Here is a 24,211-nt window from a genome sequence, read left to right on the forward strand (position 1 = left end):
TTTATTTAAATAGGCTGATAGCAATTGAGTGGACTAAATTTTATAACAAATAGTAAATCACACAACGCTATTGAATAAATGATATAAAAACACAGTATTACAATCGGCATAAAAGGTAAAAGCGGCCCGTTACATTTCGTATGTTTTCCCAAATATGGGTGCAGCATTTTTTGACTGACGCATTTTAGAAAAATTGAATTTACTGACGGCACATCGAGCCCTAGCTACAGCAATTTTTATCGTTAAAAAAACTAGCCAAACGGCCGCTTAAAAAACGCCTCCGATCCTACCGGTAAGTTGTCATTTTACTGCACAAACAACGGCAAAGAAATTGCTGCAGCTTGCATCAAAATGCGGATGTTTTATTTTCTACTAAACGCTTTAAAACACAGGCCCGCTTTAAATTGGGTGTTGAAACAGTAAAATTCGCCGTGTTTGCTAAGTTTCATACATTCATAGCCTTAAACCCTTAATCGCATTCGTTGGAAACACAACAGCTGATCAACACCAATTCCTTGCTGCAGGGTGGCGGGGAAATGGGTGCCATAATACGCAATTTTAACTGGGCGCAAACTGCATTGGGCGAGCCTGCGCAGTGGCCTAAATCACTGCATATTTCGCTAGCCAATATGCTCAACTCCGGCTTTCCCATGTTCCTGTTTTGGGGCAGCGAGCTTACCTGTTTTTACAACGATGCCTTTCGGCCCAGTTTGGGCATCAACGGCAAGCACCCTGCAATCGGGAAAAAGGGCATTGAAGTATGGAGCGAAATATGGCACCTGATCGGTCCGCTCATTGATGGCGTGCTGCAAACAGGAAAACCGGTGTGGTCGGAAAACCAGCTGGTGCCTTTTTACCGCAACGGCCGCATCGAAGACATTTACTGGACCTTTAGCTACAGCCTGCTTACCGACGACGAAGGCCAGCCGGCCGGCGTATTGGTAACCTGTATGGAAACCACTGATGCCGTGCTGAGCCGCAAAAAGCTGGAGCAAAGCCAGGACCGGTTGCATTTTGCACTGCATGCCGGCCATATGGGTAGCTGGCAGCTCGACCTGAAAACTTTTGAGTTAAAAGCTTCAAGCATTTGTAAACAGATTTTTGGCCGCCAGCCCGATGAAGTATTTACGTATGAAATATTGCGCAGCGCCGTTCACCCCGACGACCAGCAGCGGCAGGAAGCAGCAGTAATGCACAGCGTGAGCACCGGCGCCGATTACGATATTGAATACCGGGTGATCTGGCCCGATGGTTCGCTGCATTGGGTAAACATAAGGGGCCAGCTGCGGTACGATGACAACTACCAGCCTGCTGCTATGCTGGGTGTGTCGCTTGATATCACCGACCGCAAAGTTGCAGAGGCAGCATTGCAACAAAGTGAGGAACGTTTCCGCAACATCATTGAGCAGGCACCCGTGGCCATAGCGCTTACGCGTGGCGACGACCTGGTTTTTGAAAGCATCAATGCGCCCATGCTGCGGCTGATTGGTAAAAGCACAGAGCAGGATGTGCTTGGAAAACCCCTTGCCGAAGTGTTGCCCGAAGTGGTGAGCCAGCCTATATTTCAACGAATCAATGAAGTGTTGCGCACCGGCAAAAATTATCATGGAACAGAAGTGGAAGCCTTGTTGCAAACAGATGGTGTGCTGCAACGTAGGTATTTTAATATCAACTATAGCCGCGTAGTCAACGCTCTTGGCGGTGCTTCTCTTTTGCACATGGCAATGGATGTAACAGAGCAGGTGCTGACGAGGAGAAACAAAGACGAAAGCGAGGCCAAGCTCCGCACCATGCTAAACTCCGCACCAACCGCCATTGGCGTGTTTGTGGGGCCGGACCTGATTGTAGAAAATCCCAACCAGGTGTTGCTGGATGTGCTCGGAGTGGACGCTGACTTGGAGGGCAAATCGTTTCGTAAAATACTATCCGGCCTCGTTGAAGATGGCGAAAAATTCATCAACCTGATTGATAGCGTACGGGCATCAGGTAAGCCGTTTGAAGCGCCGGAAGTAAAAGTGTTTTTCAAGCGCCACGGGCAATCGCGGTATTTCAATATCAACTTTATCCCGCTGTTCAACGATAATAACGAAGTGTATGCTGTGCTGGATATCTGTGTCGACGTTACAGCGCAGGTGGTGAACAGAATGAAAGTGGAAGAAAGCGAAGGCCGTTTTCGCCTGTTGGCCGATGCTTCGCCCAATTTTATCTGGATGTTGAAACCGGATGGTACATATGGTTATGTAAATAAAACTACGCTGGAGTATTTGGGTGTAACGCAGGAGGAGATGGCCGAGAGGGGCTGGGGACCGTACCAGCATCCCGATGATTTACCAGCAGTGCAAGCCGCAGTGAGCGATGCAGTGGCAAACCTCAAACCCTACCAGTTTGAGCATCGCCTGCGCCGCCACGATGGCGAGTACCGCTGGGTGATGTCGCAGGCCATACCGGCATACGATGGCAATGGCGCTGTGTTTGCCTACGTGGGATCGAGCATTGACATCAACGAAGCCAAAAAGGACCGGGAAAAATTGCAAACCGCACTGGAACAAATCCGCCTGGCGCAGGACGCTGCGGAACTGGGCACTTTTGATATCGACGTAAAAGCGGGCACGGCACACTGGGACAAACGCTGCCGCGATTTATTTGGCATCAGGCATCAAAACCCGGTTACCTACGAAAAAGATTTTGTGCAAGGCCTGCATCCCGATGACCGCGAACGGATCATTAAGGTGGTGGAGCGTGCATATAACAAAGCCGAAAGCGATGGCGATTTTGATGTGGTGTACCGCACCATCGGCGCCGATGATGGCGTGGAGCGTTGGATCAAAGCAAAAGGCAAAGTGTATTTTAATGCCGAACAAAACCCGGTGCGCTTTATTGGATCGATGTTGGATGTAACCGACCAGATGACGGCGATGCAGTGCATCGAACACACGGTGGAAGAGCGGACCCAGGAGTTGGCCAGGGCCAACGAAAGCCTGCAATCCATCAACAAAGAACTGCAACGCTCCAATGCCAACCTCGAAGAATTTGCTTACGCTGCTTCGCATGATTTAAAAGAACCGATCCGGAAAATACATGTGTTTACCAACCAGTTGAAAGACCAGTTGAGCAAGCATTTAAACGATAATGAAGTGCGGTTGTTTAGCCGCATTGAAAATGCCACGCAACGCATGGGCAACCTGGTGGATGACCTCCTCCTGTACTCACATGTAAGCCAGCGGCCGCACGAAACAGAGCAGGTAAACCTGGGTGAAAAAGTACAGCGGGTGTTGGAAGATCTGGAAGTGGATATTGAAGAAAAAAAGGCAGTGGTGCAGGTAAGCGAGCTGCCCGTGGTGCAAGGCTACCGGAGGCAAATACAGCAATTACTGCAAAACCTGTTGAGCAATGCGCTTAAATACAGCAAGACCGATGAAGCGCCGAAAATCAACATTGCCGCACGACAGGAAGAAAGAGGCGGGAAGCTGTATCATGTGATTTCGGTTACCGACAATGGCATTGGCTTTGAGCAACAATACCGCGAAAAGATTTTCCAGATGTTTGCGCGGCTGCACGGAAAAGCAGAATACAGCGGAACCGGCGTAGGCCTTTCCATCGTTAAAAAAGTGGTGGAAAACCACGACGGTTTGATTGAAGTGTACAGCGAATTGGGCGTGGGATCAACATTTGAAATTTATTTGCCGGCATAAATTTGAAGAAGCCTTTTAATAGCAAACAGGCATCGCTACCAATAGCTTGGCAGAAGCCATTTTTAGTTCAACAATTAACGCCGAATCGATCGGCATCGGTGCAAATATTAAGAACGCACTATATTTGCAGCCTCCATTTATTTAAATAAGAGCAGCATGTAGAACAATATTTCTTTCAAACGGACATAACCAACAACCGCAACGCGGTATGTTGATTTGGTTCATTTCAAACGAAAGAAATAATGCTGCGTTTAGAAAACATCACACATATACATCCCGACAGGGAACTGTTGTTCAGCAACATCAATCTCACAGTAGCCAACCACGAGAAGGTTGCACTAATCGGTAACAACGGTGCGGGTAAATCTACACTGCTGCAAATTATTGCAGGTGCAGTGCAGCCGCATGCAGGCCACATAATAACAGAAGCAACGCCCTACCTGGTGCCACAGCATTTTGGGCAATACAACGATCTTTCGATTGCGCAGGCGCTGGGCATCAGCGAAAAGCTGGCAGCTTTACAGGCAATTTTAGCAGGCGATACAAAAGAAAAACATTTCGATGCGCTGCAGGATGATTGGACCATAGAAACGCGATGTTTTGAAGCGCTTCAATATTGGCAATTGGATGGCTTAGACCTGCACCAGCCGCTTGCTACTTTAAGTGGTGGGCAAAAGACAAAAGTCTTCCTGGCAGGCATTGCTATCCATCAGGCGCAGTTGGTTTTACTAGACGAGCCAAGCAACCATTTGGATGCCGAAAGCAGGCAACTTTTGTATCGTTTTATCGAGTTGGCTAAATGCACAACGATAGTCGTGAGCCACGACAAAAAATTGCTCAACCTGTTTCCTACAGTTTGCGAGTTAAACCAAAACGGTATCAAAATATATGGGGGCAATTTTGATTTTTATACCGAACAAAAAGCGCTGGAAGCTAATGCGCTGAGCCAGGAAATTGAGAGCAAAGAAAAAGCTTTGCATAAGGCAAAAGAAAAGCAGCAGGAAACCCTGGAGCGCCAACAAAAACTCAATAGCCGGGGCAAAGGCAAACAGGAAAAGTCGGGTGTTGCACGCATTATGATGAACACCTTGCGCAACAATGCAGAAAACAGTACCTCGAAATTAAAATCGGTTCATGCGGAGAAGATTGACGGTATAGCGCAGGAACTGCAACAGCTGCGTGCAACGGTGCCGGATATTGACGGGATGAAATTGGGATTCGATCACTCGGGTTTGCACAAGGGAAAGGTTTTGTTTGCAGGCACAAACATCAATTTTGCCTACGGCCAAATGGATCTGTGGCAAAGCAACCTGAACATACAATTATTGAGCGGCGAACGGGTGGCACTTATAGGAAGTAATGGATCCGGAAAAACAACGTTGATCAAATTGATTTTGGGCGAACTGAAACCACAGAAAGGATCGGTGCACCGGGCGGAAAGCAGGTCGATTTATATCGATCAGGACTATTCTTTGCTGGACAACAGCATCAACGTTTACGAGCAGGCGCAGCGTTTCAATACTGCAGCATTGCAGGAGCATGAAGTAAAGATCCGGCTGAACCGCTTTTTGTTTGGCAAAGAAGATTGGGAAAAGCCTTGTAATGCATTGAGTGGAGGCGAAAGAATGCGGCTAATGCTTTGTTGCCTTACGCTTGGCAGTTATCCACCCGACCTGATTATTTTAGACGAACCCACAAATAATTTAGACCTGGCCAACTTAGAAATTCTGACTGCTGCCATCAATCAATACCGGGGCACGCTGCTTGTGGTTTCACACGATGAGAGTTTCCTGGAGCATTTGGGTATTGAGCGAACAATCATGTTGTAACGGGCAATGATATTAAGCAACAAAATCAATAAAAGCCATGACTAATACTAACTCCGGCGCAGGCACCCCCACGCCGTTTCAGCAAACTTACTTCCACGGTACAAAAGCCGATCTGAGCATTGGCGACCTGGTCGAGGTTGGCTTTAGCTCCAATTTTGGGCAACGGGTAAAAGCAAAATATATTTTTTTAACAGCAACATTGGATGCGGCAATCTGGGGCGCTGAACTGGCTGAAGGCACCGGTAGGGAACGCATCTATTTAGTGGAACCTACCGGCCCCATCGAAGATGACCCGGACCTGACGGACCGGAAGTTTCCCGGCAATCCAACTAAATCATATCGCTCTACGCAGCCATTTCGAGTGGTGGGAGAGGTGGCGGCATGGCAGGGCCACAATGCAGAACAGGTGCAGGCAATGAAAGATGGCCTGGCTAAACTAAAGGCAGCAGGCGTGCAGTCGTTGAATGATTAGGAAAGGCGAGCTCTGTTTTCAACAATGAAATACTGCTTTGCAATTTCAACAATTACAAAACGGGCAATAATAAAAGAGCACCAGGAAACTGGTGCTCTTTTATTATCATCAACTCAAAATATCAGGGCTTATGAATGATGCACGTGGTTGTGCTCTTCATTCATTTTAATGAATTCGTCTTTTGAAATCACCTGCTCCTGGGCGGCTACTTTTGTTTCGGCCCACTCAAACAGTTTTTGTGTTTGCAGGCGGTTGTATGCATCCTCAACATACTTGCGGTCCTTCATCATGCGGTCGATGTAGTCGCGCATCCACTCTTGCTCTTCATCGCCGGCACCCATGCCGCCCATGTAGCCAAGCAGTTGATCCTTGGCAAACTGGCGCAGGTCGCTTTGTTCTACTTTAATCTCGTTGTCGGCAATCAGCTTCTCGGTAATCACGCTCCACTTCAGCTGGTTCAAAAACCCGGGGAACTCGGCTTCAACCTGTTCGTCGGTTTTAGCAGTATTGTTTTCGCCCTGTGTTTTCAGCCAGCGCTTCAGGAACTCGGCAGGGAAATCAACCTGAGTATTATCGAGCAACTGGTGGTACAGCGTATGGTGCAGTTGGTTGCTGGTTTCAGCGTTCCATTGCTTTTGCAATTCTTCGCGCAGTTTGTTGCGGAAATCCTCTTCGGTTTTTACTTCGGCGTTGGGGAACAGCTGCGCAAAAAACTCTTCGTTCAGTTCGCGGGGTTCTACCAGTCCTACTTTAGTAATGTCGAGGCGGAAGTGGCGGCCAGTGGCGCTGTCCAGTTCCAGGTCGGTGAGCACAGCGGCTTTGCGGTCCTGTCCGTCAAACGCTTCATCCAGCGAAACCTGGATGGTGTCGCCTACTTTTTTGCCCATCAGCGAGGGGCGGATGCTTTCAGCAAAATATTTTACCAGCAGCGAATTGTCTTTGCGGATACCGCCTTCCACTTCATTGCCATCTGCGTCGGTTTCAACAAAAGTTACGTTCAGTACATTCTCGTCGCTGTTTACAGCGTCGGGTTCGCTCATGTTGCCAAAGCGGTTGCGCAGGCGCTCAATTTCCTCGTTCAGCATTTCGTCGGAAATATCCACTTTGTAGCGGGTAATGTTCAACGAGCCGAGGTCAGGCGTTTGAAACTCGGGTTTCATGCCTACTTCAAAAGTAAACGAGTAGTCGGCAGGCTTAGCCATATCCAGTTGGCCCAGGTTCAGGTCAACGGGCAGGGGCTGGGCAAAAATGTCCAAGTTTTCGGTCTGCAGGTAGCCAAACACTTCTTTGTCTACAATGCGCAGCACCTCGTCAACAAACAAGGATTTGCCATACATTTTGCGGATCAGTCCAGAAGGCACCATGCCTTTGCGGAAGCCGGGAATGTTGGCTTTTTTGCTGTAATCTTTCAGCGCTTTTTCAAAAGCAGGCAGGTAGTCCTCTTTTGCAATGGTAATATTCAGGTGCTTATGCAGGGGGGCAACCTCCTGCTGGATAATTGTTGCCATGTGTAAATAGGTTGTGTATGAATGTCGAACAAGGAACAAGAAATAAAGAATGGCGAAGGAAAAATTACTTCATCATTCATCTGTTCCTTGTTCCTTGTTCTTTATTCGTTCCGTTCAGTCTGTGCGGGTGGAGGGACTCGAACCCCCATGCCTCGCGGCGCCAGATCCTAAGTCTGGTACGTCTACCAATTTCGCCACACCCGCTTTTTTTTGTTCCGAGAAGTGAGTTGTGAGTTCCGAGTAAATTACTCGCAGCTCGCAGCTAAAGGCTCAAAGCTCGCAACAGGGCGGCAAAAGTAAGTCTTTTTGCTAAAGTTGAACAGCCTTTTTGCAGGTAAAAAAAATTACCCCTGCTTTGGTGTAAATTCGTGGTTCATGGAAACCGTAGCGCAGAAACCGAAGTACAACCTCAATGAAGAACAGGAGAAAAAGCTCATTCTCCGTGAATACCGTGCCCTGCTCCGATGCCTCAAAACCCGCCTCAAGCCCGGCGACCGGCGCCTGCTGCGGCATGCCTTTGAAATGGCCGCCGATGCACACAAAAGCATGCGCCGAAAAAGCGGTGAGCCTTATATTTTGCACCCGCTGGCCGTGGCCCGCATTTGTGTGGAAGAAATAGGTTTGGGTGTGCGCTCCACCATTTGTTCGCTGCTGCACGACACTGTCGAAGACACCGATATTTCGCTGGACGATATCCAACGGGAGTTTGGCTCCGAGATCGCTAAGATCGTGGACGGCCTTACCAAAATTTCCAACGTAATCGATGTCAATGCATCGCAGCAAGCGGAAAATTTTAAGAAAATACTGCTGACGCTTACCGACGACCCGCGGGTTATTTTAATAAAACTGTCGGACCGCCTACACAACATGCGTACCCTCGACAGCATGAAGCAGGAAAAGCAACTCAAGATTGCTTCGGAAACGGTGTACGTGTATGCGCCGCTGGCGCACCGCATGGGCCTGTACAACATGAAAACGGAAATGGAAGACCTTTCCATGAAGTACCTCGAGCCCGACACCTATCGCGAAATTGCCCGCAAGCTTTCAGAAACCCGCCGCGAACGTTCCCGGTTCATCAACGAATTCATCAAGCCGCTGAAAGATAAACTGGACACCACCGGTCTTGATTTTGAAATATACGGCCGCCCCAAAAGCATCCATTCCATTTGGAACAAAATGAAGAAAAAAGGCGTCGCCTTTGAAGAGGTGTACGACCTGTTTGCCATCCGGGTGATCCTGAACGCGCCGCCCGAGCGGGAAAAAGAGGACTGCTGGAAAGTGTACTCGATGGTGACGGATGAATACAACCCATCGCCCGAGCGGCTGCGCGACTGGCTGAGCAACCCGAAAAGCAACGGCTACGAAGCGCTGCACACCACCGTGATGGGCCCTAACGGTAAATGGGTGGAAGTGCAGATCCGTACCCGCCGCATGAACGAGATTGCCGAAAAAGGCCTGGCCGCCCACTGGAAATATAAAGAAGGCAACAACGAGGAAAACCGTTTTGATAAATGGTTCAACCAGATCCGCGAGGTAATCACCACGCAGGATATTGACTCGGTGGATTTCCTGTCCGATTTCAAGCGTTCGTTCTTGGCCGAAGAAATTTACGTGTACACGCCCAAGGGCGATGTAAAAATGCTACCGGTTGGCGCATCGGCACTGGACTTTGCTTTTTCGGTGCACAGCCAGGTGGGTAGTAAATGTATTGGCGCCAAGGTAAACCACAAGCTGGTGCCCATTTCGCACAAACTGCGCAGCGGCGACCAGGTGGAGATCATTACTTCGGGTAAACAAAAACCCACCGAGGACTGGCTCAACTTTGTGGTGACGGCTAAGGCCCGCACCAAGATCAAAGATGCGCTGAAAGAGCAGAAAAAGACCATTGCCGAAGAAGGTAAATACACGCTGCAACGCAAGCTGGAAGCCATTGGCGCCGCACTGAACCCACACAATGTGGAGGAACTAATGAACCACTACAAGCTGGGATCGGCGCTGGACCTGTATTATGGCATTGCGGTCAAAAGCATTGACCTCAAAGACCTGAAAGAATTCAAGGTTATTGGCGACCGCCTGGAAATACCGAAGCCCGAAAAGGTGCACCTGGAGCCGAAGCCAGCCCACGATCCCGCCAAGATTCCGCACAAAGACACGGAGCTGATCATCTTTGGTGAAAGCAGCGACAAGATCATGTACAACCTGGCCAATTGCTGCAAGCCCATTCCGGGCGACGATGTATTTGGCTTTGTTACAACCGGAAAAGGACTTACCATTCACCGCACCACTTGTCCCAACGCCGCCAAGCTGATGGCCAACTACGGCCACCGCATTGTAAAAACCAAGTGGGCCAAAAACAAGGAAATTTCTTTCCTCACCGGCCTCCGCATCATTGGTATGGACGATGTGGGCATCATCAATAAAATCACCAACATTATTTCCGGCGATATGCGCCTCAATATTTCAGCCCTCACCATCGAGTCGACCGAAGGCGTGTTTGAAGGTTCCATCAAGCTGTTTGTGCACGACAAAGAGGAACTAGAAGAATTGGTAGGCCGCCTCCTGAGCCTCAACGGCATCCACACTGTGGAACGCTTTGAAACCGACACGGCAGCGTAGGGAATGTCGAACGGACGAACAAGGAATTTCGAACGGATAAAGTTGGAGATAGAATAACGAACAAGGAACAAGGAATGTCGAATGACGAAGGGGGGGTATGAATGATGCAATATGATTTATGAATTTGGCGGAGCGAAATAGTAAATAACGAACAATAGATTATTGCCGATGATTGGGCATAGCCCAATCCTGTTGGTAGCAAATTTCTGCAACGAATACAACCTTGTTCGTTGATCGTAGATCAACCCTATGAATTGAATTGTTGCCGTCAATATTGCAAAACGCATTGCCTCAAAAAATCGCTCTTTCAAAACTTGCTGCCAACTTTTTATGGCTGCATTCAAAATATTTATCTAAAAAAATCGCACTTCATTTATTGATCTTCAATCCCTTTCCCACACATTCATCCCCAACTAATAATCAATTATTCATAATTAATAATTTCCCTTTCTCCCGACTTCATCTGTTCGAAATTCCTTGTTCGTCTGTTCGATATTCTCCCTTTCCTTATCCATCTGTTCGTCATTCCAACCCCCTTTTCTCCTACTTTTGCCACTTAATAATCATTATCTATTATGGTTGACGTTATTCTGGGCCTTCAGTGGGGCGATGAAGGCAAGGGCAAGATCGTAGATTACTTTGCAAAAGATTATGACCTTATTGCCCGTTTCCAGGGCGGCCCCAATGCCGGCCACACCCTGTATGTAAACGATCAAAAGATTGTACTGCACCAGATCCCATCTGGTGTATTTCATCAAAATACCGTGAACCTTATTGGCAATGGCGTGGTGCTCGATCCGGTTACGCTGCGCCGCGAGGCTGACTCGGTGGCAAAGTTTGGAGTGGACCTGAAAAAGAACCTGTTTATTTCCGAACGTACCAATGTTATTCTGCCTACGCACCGTGCACTGGACAAAGCCGCCGAAATAGCCAAGGGCAACGACAAGATCGGTTCTACGCTTAAAGGCATCGGGCCTGCGTATATGGACAAAACCGGCCGCAATGCCATCCGTGTGGGCGACCTGCTGCACAAAAGCTTTACCACCAACTACATCAAGCTGCGCCTGAAACACCAGCGCCTGCTGGATAATTATAATTTCCAGGAAGACATCACGGCCTGGGAAGAAGACTTTTTTGAGGCCATCGAATTTTTGCGCAGCCTCAACATCGTCAACGGCGAATACTTTATCAACGACCGCATCAGCAAGGGGCAAAAAGTGCTGGCCGAAGGCGCACAGGGCTCCATGCTCGATATCGATTTTGGTACCTTCCCGTTTGTTACATCAAGCAACACCATCTCTGCCGGCGTATGTAATGGGCTGGGTGTGGCGCCGCAAAAAATCCGCGAGGTGATTGGCGTTTCCAAAGCTTATTGCACCCGCGTGGGCAGCGGTCCGTTCCCCACCGAACTGGAAGATGCAACCGGCGAAGAGCTGCGCAAAATAGGCAACGAATTTGGCGCCACCACCGGCCGTCCACGCCGCTGTGGTTGGATGGACCTGGTAGCCCTGCGTTTTGCCAACATGATCAACGGCGTTACGCAAATGGTGATCACCAAAGCCGACGTACTCGATAAGTTTGAAGACCTGCAGGTGTGCACCAAATACAAGATCAATGGCGAGGAAACCGACCAGGTGCCTTTCCAAATGACCTGGAATAAAATTGAGCCCGTTTACCAGCAATTCAAAGGCTGGAAAATGGATTCATCTGTATTAAAATCGGAAGCCGAACTGCCCGAGGCAATGACCTCTTACATGCAGTTCCTGAACGCCCATTCGGGTGCCCCGGTACGCTATATTTCCAATGGTCCCGGCCGCGACCAGATCGTGAAGATCGACGGATAATTTTGTTGAACCATACAGGCACAAAGGCTAGAAGATGCACCAGGAGATTCTCTTGGTGCATCTTTTTTTCTTCGCGTCTTAGTGGTTGAAAAAATGCTCTGTAAAAAATTTGGCGGAATGAAAATTGGGCCCAAATTTTACACCCGATAACGCTTATAAGATTATGGTTGCACACACACTTGAGTTCGGATTGGAAGAGGCCCTGGAGCCCCAGATATTTACAGCAATGGCCAAAGGCCGTTCGGCCAAAAAAGCCGAGGACGAAGCAGCAGACGATGATGACGATGTAGCCGACGAAGACGAAAAGGACGATTGGGAAAAAGGCGAAGAAGAAGAAGCCTGGGATCCCGACTTCGAGGAGTTTGACCTGCCCAAATCAAAGAAAGGCGGTGGTAAAAAAGACGCGGACGACGATGAGGATTTCAAGATCGAAGACGACCCCGAATTCAAAGACCTGTTTGGCGGCGGCGGACGCGGTGGCAACAGCTTTGATGATGAGGACGACGATTTTTAAATGAAGCACGATACAGCACCGCTGGCAACTGCAGTCTTTACTTTTCCTGATCTGCAATTGCTCCAGCAGAAAATGTTGAACTGGGCCTCCCGGTTCAACATTTTTCTTTTTCTGGATGGGCAGCAATCCAATTTTGCGCCGCGTCATTACGAGTGTCTGCTTGCTGTGGGCCAACGGGCAAGCGTAACCGAAAACTTGCAGAAACTGGATGATTTTACCAGCAGTGGCCGCTGGTGTTTTGGTCACTTAAGCTACGATCTAAAGAACAGCCTGCACCCAATCCACACCGTAAAAAACGACCCGGTCGGTTTTCCCGCATTTTATTTTTTTGAGCCGGAAACAGTCATTACTATTAACGGTAATGAAGCCACCATTACCGCAACAAACCCAGACGCCGTTTGGCAACAAATATTAGCCGAATCAATCACAGGAAAAGGACAGCAGCAACCGGTGCAACTGCAGCCTCGGCTAACCAAAGAGGAGTACCTCGATGCCATCCGCAAATTGCAACAACACATTGTGCGGGGCGATTGTTACGAGATCAATTTTTGTCAGGAGTTTTTTGCACAAAAGGCTGCTATCAACCCGGTGCACCTGTTTCAGAAGCTGGCTACGGCCAGCCCGGCGCCGTTCGCCGCTTTGTACAAACTGCACCAACATTATCTTATTTCCGCCAGCCCCGAACGTTTTTTAACTCGGCAAAACGGACGGCTCATTGCGCAGCCTATGAAAGGCACGGCCCGCCGCAATACCACCAATGCTGTAGCCGACGAACAGTTGAAAAAGGATTTGTACACCAGCCCGAAAGAACGTTCGGAGAACGTGATGATTGTAGACCTGGTACGCAACGATTTGTCGCAGGTGTGCCAGCAGGCTTCGGTAGGCGTGGATGAATTATTTGGCATTTACAGTTTTCCGCAGGTACACCAGATGGTTTCCACGGTGAGCGGCCAGCAACGGCCCGGCGTTTCATTTATCGAGATATTAAAAGCAAATTTCCCCATGGGCTCCATGACCGGTGCGCCCAAGCTGCGGGTAATGCAATTGATCGATCAATACGAGGCCACAGCCCGTGGCCTTTTTTCCGGCTCGGTAGGTTATATCCAACCCAATGGCGATTTTGATTTTAACGTGATCATCCGCAGCGTGCTGTACAATGCCGCAACCGGTTATGTTTCCTGCCCGGTAGGCTCGGGTATTACTTTTTACAGCGACGCAGAAAAGGAGTGGGAAGAATGCTTGCTGAAAGTGGCCACCATCCGGAAGGTTTTAGAAGGAATGACCAATGGCTGATTTCTGATCTTTCGATGTCGGATGATTACTTTTTAAATTCGACATCGAAACATCCGACATCAGCCATCCGCAATACTAATTCATGCTGAGCATCAACCGGATGGATTGCTCCAAAATTTGCGGCTTGGATGCCTGGAACTGCAATGCCTTATCTGCCGGCAGGCGCAGGTTATAACTGCCATTGGCTGCAAGGGCTTTGTCAAAATTGGGGTTAAGTTTATCAAACCGAACTTTGTCCATTTGCAGGTGCTGCGCAATCACCAGCGAATGATATTTGCCACTTACCGGGATCACCTCGGTGTTAGCATCGGCTTCGGTCACTTGCTGCATCAGCTCATTGGCCGCTTCTTTTTGCGTTAGCGTAGCCACGCTGCCTTGCCCTTCCATGATGTAGTGCGTAGCAATAAATTTCTTTACATGCATCCTTGATTCTTCGGGCAGGTGGTATTGCAGGTCCCAAAAGTTGCGGCTGCCGCTGCGGCGGATGGCATTTTGCACGCCGCCGGGTCCGCAGTTGTAAGCGGCAATCACCAGCAGCCAGTCGCCATACTGGCGGTACAGCTGGTTTAAATAACGGGCGGCAGCATGTGTGCTTTTGAAAAAATCGGTGCGTTCGTCGATGGTGGCGCCAATGCGCAGGCCCATATCGCGGCCGGTGCCTTCCATAAACTGCCAGGGGCCAACGGCTCCGGCCCAAGAAACGGCAAAAGGCTGCAGGCGCGATTCAATAACAGCGAGGTATTTTAATTCGATGGGCAAACCGTGCTTAGCCAGCACGCCATCCATCATATCGAATTGTGGCTTGGCCCAGTCTTTCATCCGTTGCAAACCCGGCCCAAACCGCTGCATATAATCCTGCACATAGGTAATGGCCAATGGATTGAGTTTGGCAGTATTTAGGCCTTTGTTGCCCCTTTCAAACAGGTTGCGAAAACCGCTTTTCGGATCCGCCGGCAGGCCCTTTACCAAGGTGTCGGCAGGCAAAGGCGCTTGCAGGCCGCCGGCATGGGTAGCCGCGGCTGTTACAAGAAGCCCGAAAAAGAGGATAAAGGTTTTGCGCATGAACATTGGTTTAAGTGCATGTACAGCGCAGAAATGCAACGGTTACTCCATTATTTCCTGCGCCTCAAATGCCTTGCTTTAAAGCTTCCAGCTGTTGTGAAAAGCGGAGTAAAGTTAGCTCATTAAACCTTTTTGCCAGAACCTGCACCCCAAACGGTAAGTTAGAAGAATGTTTAAATAGCGGCACCGATGTGGCGGGCACGCCGGCCAAGTTGGCAAACACGGTAAAAATATCGCCCATGTACATGGCCACCGGGTCGGCTGTTTTTTCGCCGGCACGGTAAGCAGGCGTAGGCGATGTGGGTGCCACAATCAGGTCGTACTGGTTAAAAATGGCATCGGTTTGTTGCTGCAGCAGACGCCGTACCTGTTGTGCCTTGGTAAAATATGCATCAAAATAACCGGTGCTCAGCACGAAGGTGCCCAGCATGATGCGGCGTTTTACTTCGGGGCCAAATCCTTCGGAGCGGTTGCGGCGGTAAAACTGGCGCAGGTCGGTTGCTTCGGTCCTAGACTGGTAGCCGTAGCGTACGCCATCGAAGCGCGACAAATTGGAAGAGGCCTCGGCCGTGGTGAGCACATAGTACGTAGGCACAATGTATTCAGTGAGGCTAAATTGTACAGGCTCTACGGTATGCCCTTCGGCTTGTAGCTGCGCTAAAAGGTCTTTCAGGCTTCGGGAAATTTGCGGATCTACCGATGGATGGTCCACCCATTCGGGAAAATAGGCAATGCGGTAAGCCTTTTTTGCGCCATCCAACCCGGCTGATATTTCAGGAACAGGTTGCGCCAACGCAGTACCATCCCGCCCGTCGGCTCCGGCCATTATTTCCAGCACCAGCGAGGCATCGGCCACATTTTGCGCCAGCACACCCACCTGGTCAAAGGAAGAAGCGTAGGCGATCAATCCATGACGGGAAACTCGGCCATACGTAGGCTTTACGCCCACAATGCCGCAAAAATCTGCCGGCAGGCGAACAGAACCGCCCGTATCGGTACCAAGTGACACCATGCAAAGGCCGGCCGCTACTGCAGCAGCACTGCCGCCCGAGGAGCCGCCCGGAACATAGTCCTGGTCAACCGGGTTGAGCACCGGACCATACACCGAGTTTTCGTTGGTGGAACCCATGCCGAACTCATCGCAGTTTTGCCGCCCAATAATGATGGCGCCTTCATCAATCAGGCGCTGCACCGATGTGGCGGTGTACAGCGATTCGTAACCGGTGAGCATGCGGGAAGAAGCGGCTGCGCCGTGGCCGGCATAGCACAACACATCTTTGATGCCTACCACCACGCCATGCAGCCTGCCCATGGGGCGGCCTTCGGCTGCGGCTGCATCGAGCGATGCGGCGCGGCTCAGGGCTTCGTCGGCATACACCTCAATAAATGCATTCAGGTGCTGATGGGCTTTAATGGCTTGCAGGTAGTGCCTAACAGCCTGCAGGCAGGTGAGAGCACCTGCCTGCAACTGCTGATGGTATTGCAGAATAGTAGTAAAGGAAAACAAAACGGTTTTGTTGGAGGGTCCGCGAAACAAAAAACTTAGGGCTGGGTGGTAGTAGAAGTGGTGGTAGAAGCAGTAGCAGCAGGGCGCTCTTTTTCGTTAATGCCTTCTTCTATTTCTTTACGCACATTGTTTTTTGCATCATTGAACTCGCGGATGCCTTTACCCAGGCCACGCATCAGTTCGGGAATTTTGCGGCCGCCAAACAGGAGCAGCACCACCATCAGAATGAGCAGAATTTCGTTCCAACCAAGGCTCATAAAAAAGTTTTTTGAATTGAGGAATAAGCAACAAAGGTACCCTAAAAATATACCCGTGCTGCTAATATACAGTAAATAAAAAAGCGCCCTGCCTGGTGACGGGACGCTTCGATATACGAAAAAGTTGATTATGCAGTTTCGATTGCCTGACGCTTTTCCTTGATGCGGGCAGATTTACCACTGCGGCCACGCTGGTAAAACAGTTTGGCACGGCGAACACGGCCTACTTTATGCACCTGGATCGACTCGACGTTGGGCGAGAAGAAAGGAAACAGACGCTCAACACCGATGCCATCGGAAATTTTCCGAACGGTAAAGGTAGCAGTAGCACCCTGGCCCTGCAGTTTGATCACGTCGCCTTTGAAGGACTGGATACGCTCCTTGTTGCCTTCAATAATTTTATAGTTCACGGTAACGTTGTCACCGGCTTTGAATTTAGGATATTCCTTTTTTCCTGTAAGCTGCTCTTGCACAAATTGGACAGCGGGGTTCATAACTTCAATTTTAAGGACGGCAAAGGTAGGGAATGTGGTGGATAAATGCGCAGAGGTATGATTTTTTTTTGGCTGCAAGCCAATAGCTACGAGCTGCAAGCTTGGTTTGCAGCCGATTCAAATGTATTTTTTGAGAAAAATGAGGGACTTTAAGCAGTTGAAAATCTGGCAAAAGGGTTTGGAGATTGCCGTTCAAACCTTTCGGTTTGTTGCTACCATGCCGAAAACGGAGCAATTTGGGTTGTGCACGCAAATGACCAGGGCTGCAGTATCAATCACGTCAAACATTGCAGAAGGTAGCAGCAGGAGCAGTGTGAAAGATTATAACCGTTTTGTAGAAATTGCTTTGGGCTCCAGCTATGAGTTGGAAACCCAAGTGCTGATTACACAAGCCACGGCTATGGGCAATCCTGAGTTGTGCATCCAATTGCTTGGACAAATAAGAGAAGAGCAAAAAATGTTCGTTGGGTTTCAAAAAAGCCTGATGACCGGAGTATAAAAACAACTCAAATCATCAGGCTTTACTTGCAGCTTGTAGCTCGAAGCTAAAAGCTTATCTCGCTACATTCACCGCCCGCTTTTCGCGGATAACGGTTACTTTGATCTGGCCGGGGTAGGTCATTTCGGTCTGGATCTTTTGGGCAATTTCAAACGACAGTTTATCGCTGTCGCCATCCGAAACTTTATCGGCTTCTACAATCACCCGCAGTTCGCGGCCGGCCTGGATAGCATAGGCCTTTTCCACACCATTATAATTGGTAGCTAGTTTCTCCAATTCTTTAATACGCTGGAGGTATTGCTGCATGATCTCGCGGCGGGCACCGGGGCGGGCACCGGAAATAGCATCGCAAGCCTGAACGATGGGAGAGATCACGTACTGCATCTCCATTTCATCGTGGTGGGCGCCGATGGCGTTTACTACCGCAGGTACTTCGCCATATTTTTCGGCCAGCTTGGCACCCAGCAGTGCGTGGCTCAGTTCAGTTTCTTCATCGGGCACTTTGCCAATATCGTGCAGGAGGCCGGCACGCTTGGCCAGTTTGGGGTTCATACCAAGCTCGGCAGCCATGAGGCCGCAGAGGTTGGCCACTTCGCGGCTGTGCATCAGCAGGTTTTGACCGTACGAGGAGCGGAAACGCATTTTACCCACCAGGCGCACCAGCTCTTTGTGGAGGCCGTGCACACCCAGTTCAATAACAGTGCGTTCGCCAATTTCCATGATCTGCTCTTCCAGCTGGCGCTTGGTTTTTTCCACCACTTCCTCAATGCGGGCGGGGTGAATGCGGCCATCGGTTACGAGGCGCTGCAGGGAAAGGCGTGCAATTTCGCGGCGCAGCGGATCGAAGCAGGAAAGAATGATGGCTTCGGGGGTATCGTCTACAATCAGGTCAACACCGGTAGCGGCTTCGATGGCGCGGATGTTGCGGCCCTCGCGGCCAATGATCTGGCCTTTGATCTCGTCGCTTTCGAGGTTGAATACAGTGATGGCGTTTTCGATGGCCTGCTCGGCGGCGGTACGCTGGATGGTTTGGATGATGATTTTGCGGGCTTCTTTGTTGGCCTTTTGTTTGGCCTCGTCTACAATTTCCTGCTGAATGCCCAGTGCCTGCGATTGGGCCACTTGCTTCAGGCCTTCAATGAGTTGGGCCTTGGCTTCGTCGGCGGTGAGGCCCGAAATTTTTTCGAGGCGCTGGCGCTGCTCTTCTTCGTGGCGGGCCAGTTCGGCCTGCTTCTGGTTTACAATGTCGAGCTGCTTGTTCAGGTTTTGCTTTAAAATGTCGTTTTCCTTTAGTTGCTTGTCCAGTTGCGCCGATTTCTGGTCAACAGAAGTTTCTTTTTGCTTGATGCGGTTTTCGGCGTCGCCCAGTTCGCGGTTGCGCTTCAGCACTTCTTTGTCGTGCTCTGCTTTCAGTTGTACAAAGCGTTCTTTGGCAGACAGCTCTTTTTCCTTGCGGATGGTTTCGCCGCGGAGTTCGGCTTCTTTTACAATGGTTTGTGCCTGGAGTTCGGCTTCGTCGATGCGCTTTTGGGTGTCTTTGGCAAAAATAAATTTACCGGCCACAATGCCGGCCACTAGCGCCACTATACCTATAATTATTGCAAGTATCATGGGATCCATGGGTGTGTAATTGATTGAAAAATAATAAATATAAAACTGCTCCTTACTACAAGGGCAGGGTGGCGAAGATACTAAAAGGGCCTATTCGATTTTAGGGTTGTAGCCCGGCCTTTTTGATGAGTTGCGACGGCCCTGTTGGCCGGCCGAAATGGGAAGGCGCGGTGCGCCAAATGGGCTGCGCAGCGGACTGAACGTACAAGAGTGCGACGCAACAGGCGCCTAATGGGTGCACGGCTGCCGGGTACTCAAATCAGGGTTCGAGGGCTTCGTCGATCATGCGCTCCAGGGATTGGAGCTGCTCGGAAAATGCTTCGGTTTGCACGGGGCTGGCGCCTGCGCCCTGCTGCTCGGTGGCCAGCCAAATAAGCACCATAGCGATGTAATCCTGTATGTCTTTGCCGGCAAACTGGGTTTTGTATTCAACCAGTTTGTCGTTGACGGTTTTGATGGTGCGGCGCACAATTTCTTCGTCTTTGGGCTGGATGCGTACCCGGTAGGTGCGGTCGGCGATGACGAGGTTGGTGGGGATAAGTTCGGCCATAGTGCAGGGCAAGATAAGCAGACGCCTGAATTTATCGGGATAAAGTGAGGTTTTGCCAAAGCTGGTGGTAAGGTACCTTTTTGGGCCAGCAGGTCGTCATCTGCGTTCATGTCAAAAAATTTGCTTTCTTGAAGTGCTTATTTGTTGGCGGCGAAGATTTACAGGTAAACTTCTTTTTATAGCTCGTTTGTTTTCTAAAAACTCAACATAGATGCGATATAGTCGATGAAGAATAGTGACGACAAACTTTGTTATTTCTTTTTTTTGGAGCTGATTGTCTTTTTTAGATAAGCCAGCTAACATCATTCAAATTACGAATAATATATAGAAGGAGACTCTGATAGGATCGTTTTTATTTTTCTAGCCACTTAATATTAAAAGTGTAAGTGAATTATCTTAAACACTCAGAAAAAGTGCAAACATTGAATCATTTCAGTGCAAACTTTTTCAAAATCTTATTGATAATTACATTTACTATATGTTGATTTGTTTTTATTTTGTTGGCTTATTGATGAGGCTGGAGTAACGCTGGCCCTATCAATTTATCTGCTATTTTGCCCAGTGAACTGCGATTAAAACAAGTACACGTGACCGACAAAAAGAAAGTGCTTTACGCCGATGATGACCTCGATGATAAAACCTGGATCATTGAGGCATGCCATGCTGCAGGTCATCCGCTGGAGATTTCTTTTGTCGACAACGGCAAACAAGCCCTCGATTACCTGGAGGCAACGACAGATGGCGCACTGCCTTCACTGGTTGTACTCGACCTCAATATGCCAGGCCTTGATGGCCGGCAAACACTGCAAAAGCTAAAAGCCGATCCGCGCTTTGCACATATACCCGTAGCTATTGTTACCACATCTACCAGCCGCATGGATATGGAAGTATGCAAACGCCTGGGCGCCGATCTTTTTGTAACCAAACCTGATACCATCACCGAATGGCAGGTGGTAGTAAACCAGTTGATGCATTTGGTGCAACCACAAACCTCGTTAAACAGTTAGCACAGTGGCCGGGTGCTGTTATTTAAGACACACCCAATGTATCTTCAGGTTATGGAACTGACCTTTAATACGCCGGCGCTGCTGTTTCCTGCTATTTCCCTCTTGTTGCTGGCTTATACCAACCGTTTTGTGGCCATTGCCAACCGGGTTCGCAACCTGCACTCCGAATACCTGAAAGTTGAAAATAAACAAACCATACTGCAGCAGATCCGCAGCCTGCGCAAACGCATCAACCTGATCAAATACATGCAGGGGTTGGGTGTTTTTTCGTTTTTGTGTTGCGTGGTAAGTATGTATTGTATTTACAATGGCTGGAATGCAGCTGCGCAAGTGATCTTTACTATTTCGCTTTTGAGCCTGCTTACCTCGCTTTTTCTTTCATTGCTCGAAATCATCCAAAGCACTTATGCCTTGGAACTGGAACTGGGCGATATCGAGGAACTGGAAAAAGGAAACATATTTACCGATCTGTGGAAACGTGAGTAGCTGTTTTGCCGCTGCATTTTTTCTTGCAATGAGCATCAATTGAAAAATAAAAATCCTTGTGCAACGGTCTGTTCAAAAGCAAGGTCAGTAAAGGAAAGTAAATGCGTATGAAACCCCTTTTTGTAACAGCAATGTGTGTAGCAATGCTGGCTTTTACCGGTTGCGAAAAAAGCAGCAACAACACGGAAAAAACAGAACCCGCCGATGCAACCGGGCTGGTTGGTGCCTGGGAACTGCGCACCGGTTATGGCGGCTTTACCTTACCCAATACCAGTCCCAACCATGCGCCGGGAAACGGCCGCATCTGGGTGTTTACCGATACCAGTTATACGATGTACGGACAAGGGCAAGTGCTTAACACAGGACCGTACCAACGAACCAAAGACATTGCACCAGCCACCGGCACCGTGCTGGACGCGATTGTGATGCCGCAAAACGGCAACCTTAAATTGCATTATCAATTTGTGCGGGATACGCTGGTGCTGTACAACAGTGTTATTGCTGCCGACGGCACTATTGAAAAATATGTGCCGGTGCAGCCACCTGTTGGTACTGCTAAATAAAAAAAGGCGAAGCATTTGCTTCGCCTTTTTTTATTTCTTGTTTACCGGTTATGCATAAACGTTAGACAGTATTGCATCATGCATTTACTTCGGCTTCTTTGCGTTCGCCAATTTGCTGGCGCCACATGGCATAATACAAGCCTTTCTCCGTGATCAGGCTTTCGTGGGTACCCAGTTCTTCCACCTCACCACGCTCCAGCACATAAATGCGGTCGGCGTGCATGATGGTGCTGAGGCGGTGTGCAATCAAAATGGTGATTTGTTCCCGGCTGGCAGATACGCTGCGGATGGTTTTGGAAATCTCTTCTTCGGTAAGTGAATCCAGCGCCGATGTGGCTTCGTCGAAAATAAGCAGCCGTGGTTTGCGCAACAGGGCACGGGCAATGGACAGCCGCTGTTTTTCGCCGCCGGACAGTTTCAATCCACCCTCGCCAATCATGGTTTCCAACCCTTTTTCGGCACGGGACAATAACGTTTGGCAGGAGGCTTTTGTTAGCGCATCATTCAGGTCTTCTTCGGTTGCAGCGGGTGCCACAAACATCAGGTTTTCGCGGATGGTGCCGGAGAACAATTGTGTGTCCTGTGTTACAAAACCAATCTGCGACCGCAGGTCGTTGAAGTCGATGCTGGTTTCGTCTTTTCCATTGTATAAAATGCGTCCTTCCAGCGGCCGGTACAGGCCTACCAACAATTTCATCAAGGTTGTTTTGCCCGAACCCGAAGGACCTACAAATGCAATGGTTTCGCCCAGCGATGCCGTAAAGGAAATGCCATCGATGGCTTTGTGTTTGGCAGTGATGTGTTTAAACGAAACGGCATCAAAAGCCAGTTCCTGGATGGGCCCTAAGTGCACCGGTTTCAGCGGCATGGGTTCCGGTGCCTTTTGCATCAGGTTTTTAAAATTATTGAGCGATGCTTCGGCCTCGCGGTAGGTGAGGATGATGTTGCCAATTTCCTGCAGCGGGCCAAACACAAAGAATGAAAAGATTTGCATCGTAGCCAGTTCGCCGGCATTCATGCGGTCGCCGTACACCAGCCACATCAGCATGAATAAAATTACCTGCCGCAGCGTGTTTACAAACGTGCCCTGGATAAAAGAAATGGAGCGGATGCGTTTTACCTTGGTCAGCTCTAGCCCCAGTATTTTGTAGGTGTTTTTGTTCAACCGGTCTACTTCCTGGCCGGTCAAGCCAAGGCTTTTTACCAGTTCAATATTGCGCAGGCTTTCGGTGGTGGTGCCGGCCAGTGCCGTAGTTTGCGATACAATGGTTTTTTGGATGGTCTTCACTTTTTTGCTGAGCAAATTCGAGATCACCATCAAGAGGGCAATGCCACCAAAGTAAATGAGCGGCAGCGACCAGTGAATGCGAAATGCAAACAGCGCCACAATGACGATGCCGATGAATACGGTAAACAGGATGTTGACAAACGAATTGATGAACCGCTCCGTATCGGTACGCACTTTTTGGAGCGTCGAAAGGGTCTCGCCGCTGCGCTGGTCTTCAAACTCGTGGTAAGGCAGTTTCATGGCGTGCTGCAGGCCGTCGGTAAATACCTTCGCGCCAAATTTTTGCACCACCACATTCATGAAATAATCCTGGAAATTTTTGGCGATGCGGCTGATCATGGCCACGCCAATGGAGGCACCGAGCAGGGTAAGCACCGGCACAGCAAAATCAGAAAAAGTGGGGTATGCCGCCCGGTTGCGGTTGTATTCAAAGGCAAAGTTGATCAACTTACCAAAGATGATGGGATCGATGAGGGAAAAGCCGATGTTGCAGGCCGCCAACAGCAGCACCAGCCCCACCAGCCATTTATGGGGTTTGAGGTATTGAATCAAAATTTTCATGGTGCAAAGATAGATGCACCGCGCAGGTGAAGGGGGAACTAAAGTTGTAGCGGCTGGATTTTTTGTTGGGTGTGTTATAGGCGGAATGGGAGGTTGGGAGTTTAGGTGCATATTAATGGCATAGCCAATGGCGGGAATAGAAATTGGGTCTATTCAATTTTTATAGTACTGAACAGCGTGGTTGTCATCCTGAGCGCAGCGAAGGATCCGATTTTCATAAATAGGGCTTCTATTTGAAATGATTTGTTTCTTTTCGGAAGGTATATTAGTGCGGGCTCAGATCCTTCGCTGCGCTCAGCATGACAAGGGCAAAAGGCTGCGCGGTAGTAAAGAGGGAAGGAGAGAGCAGCAAATGCTATTGGTTGCTGCGCAGCGTTACCAGCCGTACAAGGGTGCGACGCAAGTAAAGCCCAATAAAAATTCTAAAGTTGGCTACAAAATATCGAATTAAGCATGACTCGAGTTTGAGCATTCTATAGTTCAATTTGCCCAAATGTCTTTTTCATTCTGCGGTTCGTTATTCCTTGTTCCTTGTTCGATATTCTCCCAAACTTCTTC

19 protein-coding genes and 1 tRNA gene are annotated in these 24,211 nt (G+C 49.2%); 11 read left to right on the forward strand and 9 right to left on the reverse strand.

The genetic code is table 11. The annotated features are described in order from the left end of the window. Positions 1–482 precede the first annotated feature (482 nt). From DRJ53_RS11865 to arr, 3 genes are all read left to right on the forward strand, one after another. Positions 483–3,692, forward strand: coding sequence for a PAS domain-containing protein (locus DRJ53_RS11865; protein ID WP_114235848.1), 3,210 nt, complete (start codon positions 483–485; stop codon positions 3,690–3,692). A gap of 242 nt (positions 3,693–3,934) precedes the next feature. After that, on the forward strand, positions 3,935–5,521 hold the full coding sequence (locus tag DRJ53_RS11870) for an ABC-F family ATP-binding cassette domain-containing protein (protein WP_114235849.1): 1,587 nt from the start codon (positions 3,935–3,937) through the stop codon (positions 5,519–5,521). Positions 5,522–5,558: 37 nt separating this feature from the next. Further along, positions 5,559–5,993, forward strand: a complete 435-nt coding sequence (gene arr / locus DRJ53_RS11875; RefSeq protein WP_114235850.1) for an NAD(+)--rifampin ADP-ribosyltransferase — start codon at positions 5,559–5,561, stop codon at positions 5,991–5,993. A 128-nt stretch (positions 5,994–6,121) separates the two neighbouring features. Here arr and tig read toward each other — a convergent pair whose 3' ends face one another. Together tig and DRJ53_RS11885 are read right to left on the reverse strand one after the other, a co-directional pair. Then, on the reverse strand, positions 6,122–7,501 hold the full coding sequence (gene tig, locus DRJ53_RS11880; protein ID WP_114235851.1) for a trigger factor: 1,380 nt from the start codon (positions 7,499–7,501) through the stop codon (positions 6,122–6,124). A 122-nt stretch (positions 7,502–7,623) separates the two neighbouring features. Further along, positions 7,624–7,705, reverse strand: a tRNA-Leu gene (locus DRJ53_RS11885). Positions 7,706–7,876: 171 nt separating this feature from the next. Here DRJ53_RS11885 and DRJ53_RS11890 point away from each other — a divergent pair. The 4 genes from DRJ53_RS11890 to DRJ53_RS11910 all read left to right on the forward strand — a co-directional run bounded on the left by DRJ53_RS11890 (position 7,877) and on the right by DRJ53_RS11910 (position 13,768). Then, positions 7,877–10,117: a RelA/SpoT family protein gene (locus tag DRJ53_RS11890; protein ID WP_114235954.1), complete on the forward strand. Its 2,241-nt coding sequence runs from the start codon at positions 7,877–7,879 to the stop codon at positions 10,115–10,117. A gap of 575 nt (positions 10,118–10,692) precedes the next feature. Continuing rightward, on the forward strand, positions 10,693–11,961 hold the full coding sequence (locus DRJ53_RS11900; RefSeq protein ID WP_114235853.1) for an adenylosuccinate synthase: 1,269 nt from the start codon (positions 10,693–10,695) through the stop codon (positions 11,959–11,961). Positions 11,962–12,124: 163 nt separating this feature from the next. Beyond that, positions 12,125–12,475, forward strand: coding sequence for a hypothetical protein (locus DRJ53_RS11905; RefSeq protein WP_114235854.1), 351 nt, complete (start codon positions 12,125–12,127; stop codon positions 12,473–12,475). Beyond that, complete coding sequence (locus DRJ53_RS11910) at positions 12,476–13,768, forward strand: anthranilate synthase component I family protein (RefSeq protein ID WP_114235855.1); 1,293 nt, start codon at positions 12,476–12,478, stop codon at positions 13,766–13,768. A gap of 75 nt (positions 13,769–13,843) precedes the next feature. On the opposite strand, the gene DRJ53_RS11915 is transcribed toward DRJ53_RS11910, so the two are convergent. The 4 genes from DRJ53_RS11915 to rplS form a co-directional block, all read right to left on the reverse strand. Further along, a complete protein-coding gene (locus tag DRJ53_RS11915) occupies positions 13,844–14,830 on the reverse strand; it encodes a lytic transglycosylase domain-containing protein (protein WP_162303863.1) in 987 nt (328 codons plus the stop codon). A 64-nt stretch (positions 14,831–14,894) separates the two neighbouring features. After that, positions 14,895–16,337, reverse strand: coding sequence for an Asp-tRNA(Asn)/Glu-tRNA(Gln) amidotransferase subunit GatA (gene gatA, locus DRJ53_RS11920; RefSeq protein WP_114235857.1), 1,443 nt, complete (start codon positions 16,335–16,337; stop codon positions 14,895–14,897). A 35-nt stretch (positions 16,338–16,372) separates the two neighbouring features. Next, on the reverse strand, positions 16,373–16,594 hold the full coding sequence (locus tag DRJ53_RS11925) for a Sec-independent protein translocase subunit TatA/TatB (protein WP_114235858.1): 222 nt from the start codon (positions 16,592–16,594) through the stop codon (positions 16,373–16,375). A 128-nt stretch (positions 16,595–16,722) separates the two neighbouring features. After that, complete coding sequence (gene rplS, locus DRJ53_RS11930) at positions 16,723–17,088, reverse strand: 50S ribosomal protein L19 (protein ID WP_114235859.1); 366 nt, start codon at positions 17,086–17,088, stop codon at positions 16,723–16,725. 139 nt (positions 17,089–17,227) lie between these two features. On the opposite strand from rplS, the gene DRJ53_RS11935 reads away from it, so the two are divergent. Continuing rightward, positions 17,228–17,587 carry a four helix bundle protein gene (locus DRJ53_RS11935; protein WP_114235860.1) on the forward strand — a complete coding sequence of 120 codons (360 nt, stop codon included), beginning with the start codon at positions 17,228–17,230 and terminating at the stop codon, positions 17,585–17,587. Positions 17,588–17,641: 54 nt separating this feature from the next. Here the strand turns inward: DRJ53_RS11935 and rny are convergent, their stop codons facing one another. Beyond that, positions 17,642–19,207: a ribonuclease Y gene (rny, locus tag DRJ53_RS11940; protein ID WP_114235861.1), complete on the reverse strand. Its 1,566-nt coding sequence runs from the start codon at positions 19,205–19,207 to the stop codon at positions 17,642–17,644. A gap of 250 nt (positions 19,208–19,457) precedes the next feature. Next, a complete protein-coding gene (locus tag DRJ53_RS11945) occupies positions 19,458–19,748 on the reverse strand; it encodes a cell division protein ZapA (protein ID WP_114235862.1) in 291 nt (96 codons plus the stop codon). A gap of 587 nt (positions 19,749–20,335) precedes the next feature. Between DRJ53_RS11945 and DRJ53_RS11950 the strand changes: the two genes are divergently transcribed. From DRJ53_RS11950 to DRJ53_RS11960, 3 genes are all read left to right on the forward strand, one after another. Further along, the gene (locus tag DRJ53_RS11950; RefSeq protein WP_162303864.1) at positions 20,336–20,755 is read left to right on the forward strand and encodes a response regulator; all 420 of its coding nucleotides are present in this window, start codon (positions 20,336–20,338) and stop codon (positions 20,753–20,755) included. 51 nt (positions 20,756–20,806) lie between these two features. Then, positions 20,807–21,241: a DUF2721 domain-containing protein gene (locus DRJ53_RS11955; RefSeq protein ID WP_114235864.1), complete on the forward strand. Its 435-nt coding sequence runs from the start codon at positions 20,807–20,809 to the stop codon at positions 21,239–21,241. Positions 21,242–21,348: 107 nt separating this feature from the next. Continuing rightward, positions 21,349–21,804 carry a hypothetical protein gene (locus DRJ53_RS11960; protein WP_123893533.1) on the forward strand — a complete coding sequence of 152 codons (456 nt, stop codon included), beginning with the start codon at positions 21,349–21,351 and terminating at the stop codon, positions 21,802–21,804. A gap of 76 nt (positions 21,805–21,880) precedes the next feature. Here the strand turns inward: DRJ53_RS11960 and DRJ53_RS11965 are convergent, their stop codons facing one another. Further along, positions 21,881–23,653, reverse strand: a complete 1,773-nt coding sequence (locus tag DRJ53_RS11965; RefSeq protein WP_114235866.1) for an ABC transporter ATP-binding protein — start codon at positions 23,651–23,653, stop codon at positions 21,881–21,883. Positions 23,654–24,211 lie beyond the last annotated feature (558 nt).

The sequence above is a fragment of the Paracnuella aquatica genome (genome assembly GCF_003332885.2).
Classification (GTDB): domain Bacteria; phylum Bacteroidota; class Bacteroidia; order Chitinophagales; family Chitinophagaceae; genus Flavisolibacter; species Flavisolibacter aquaticus.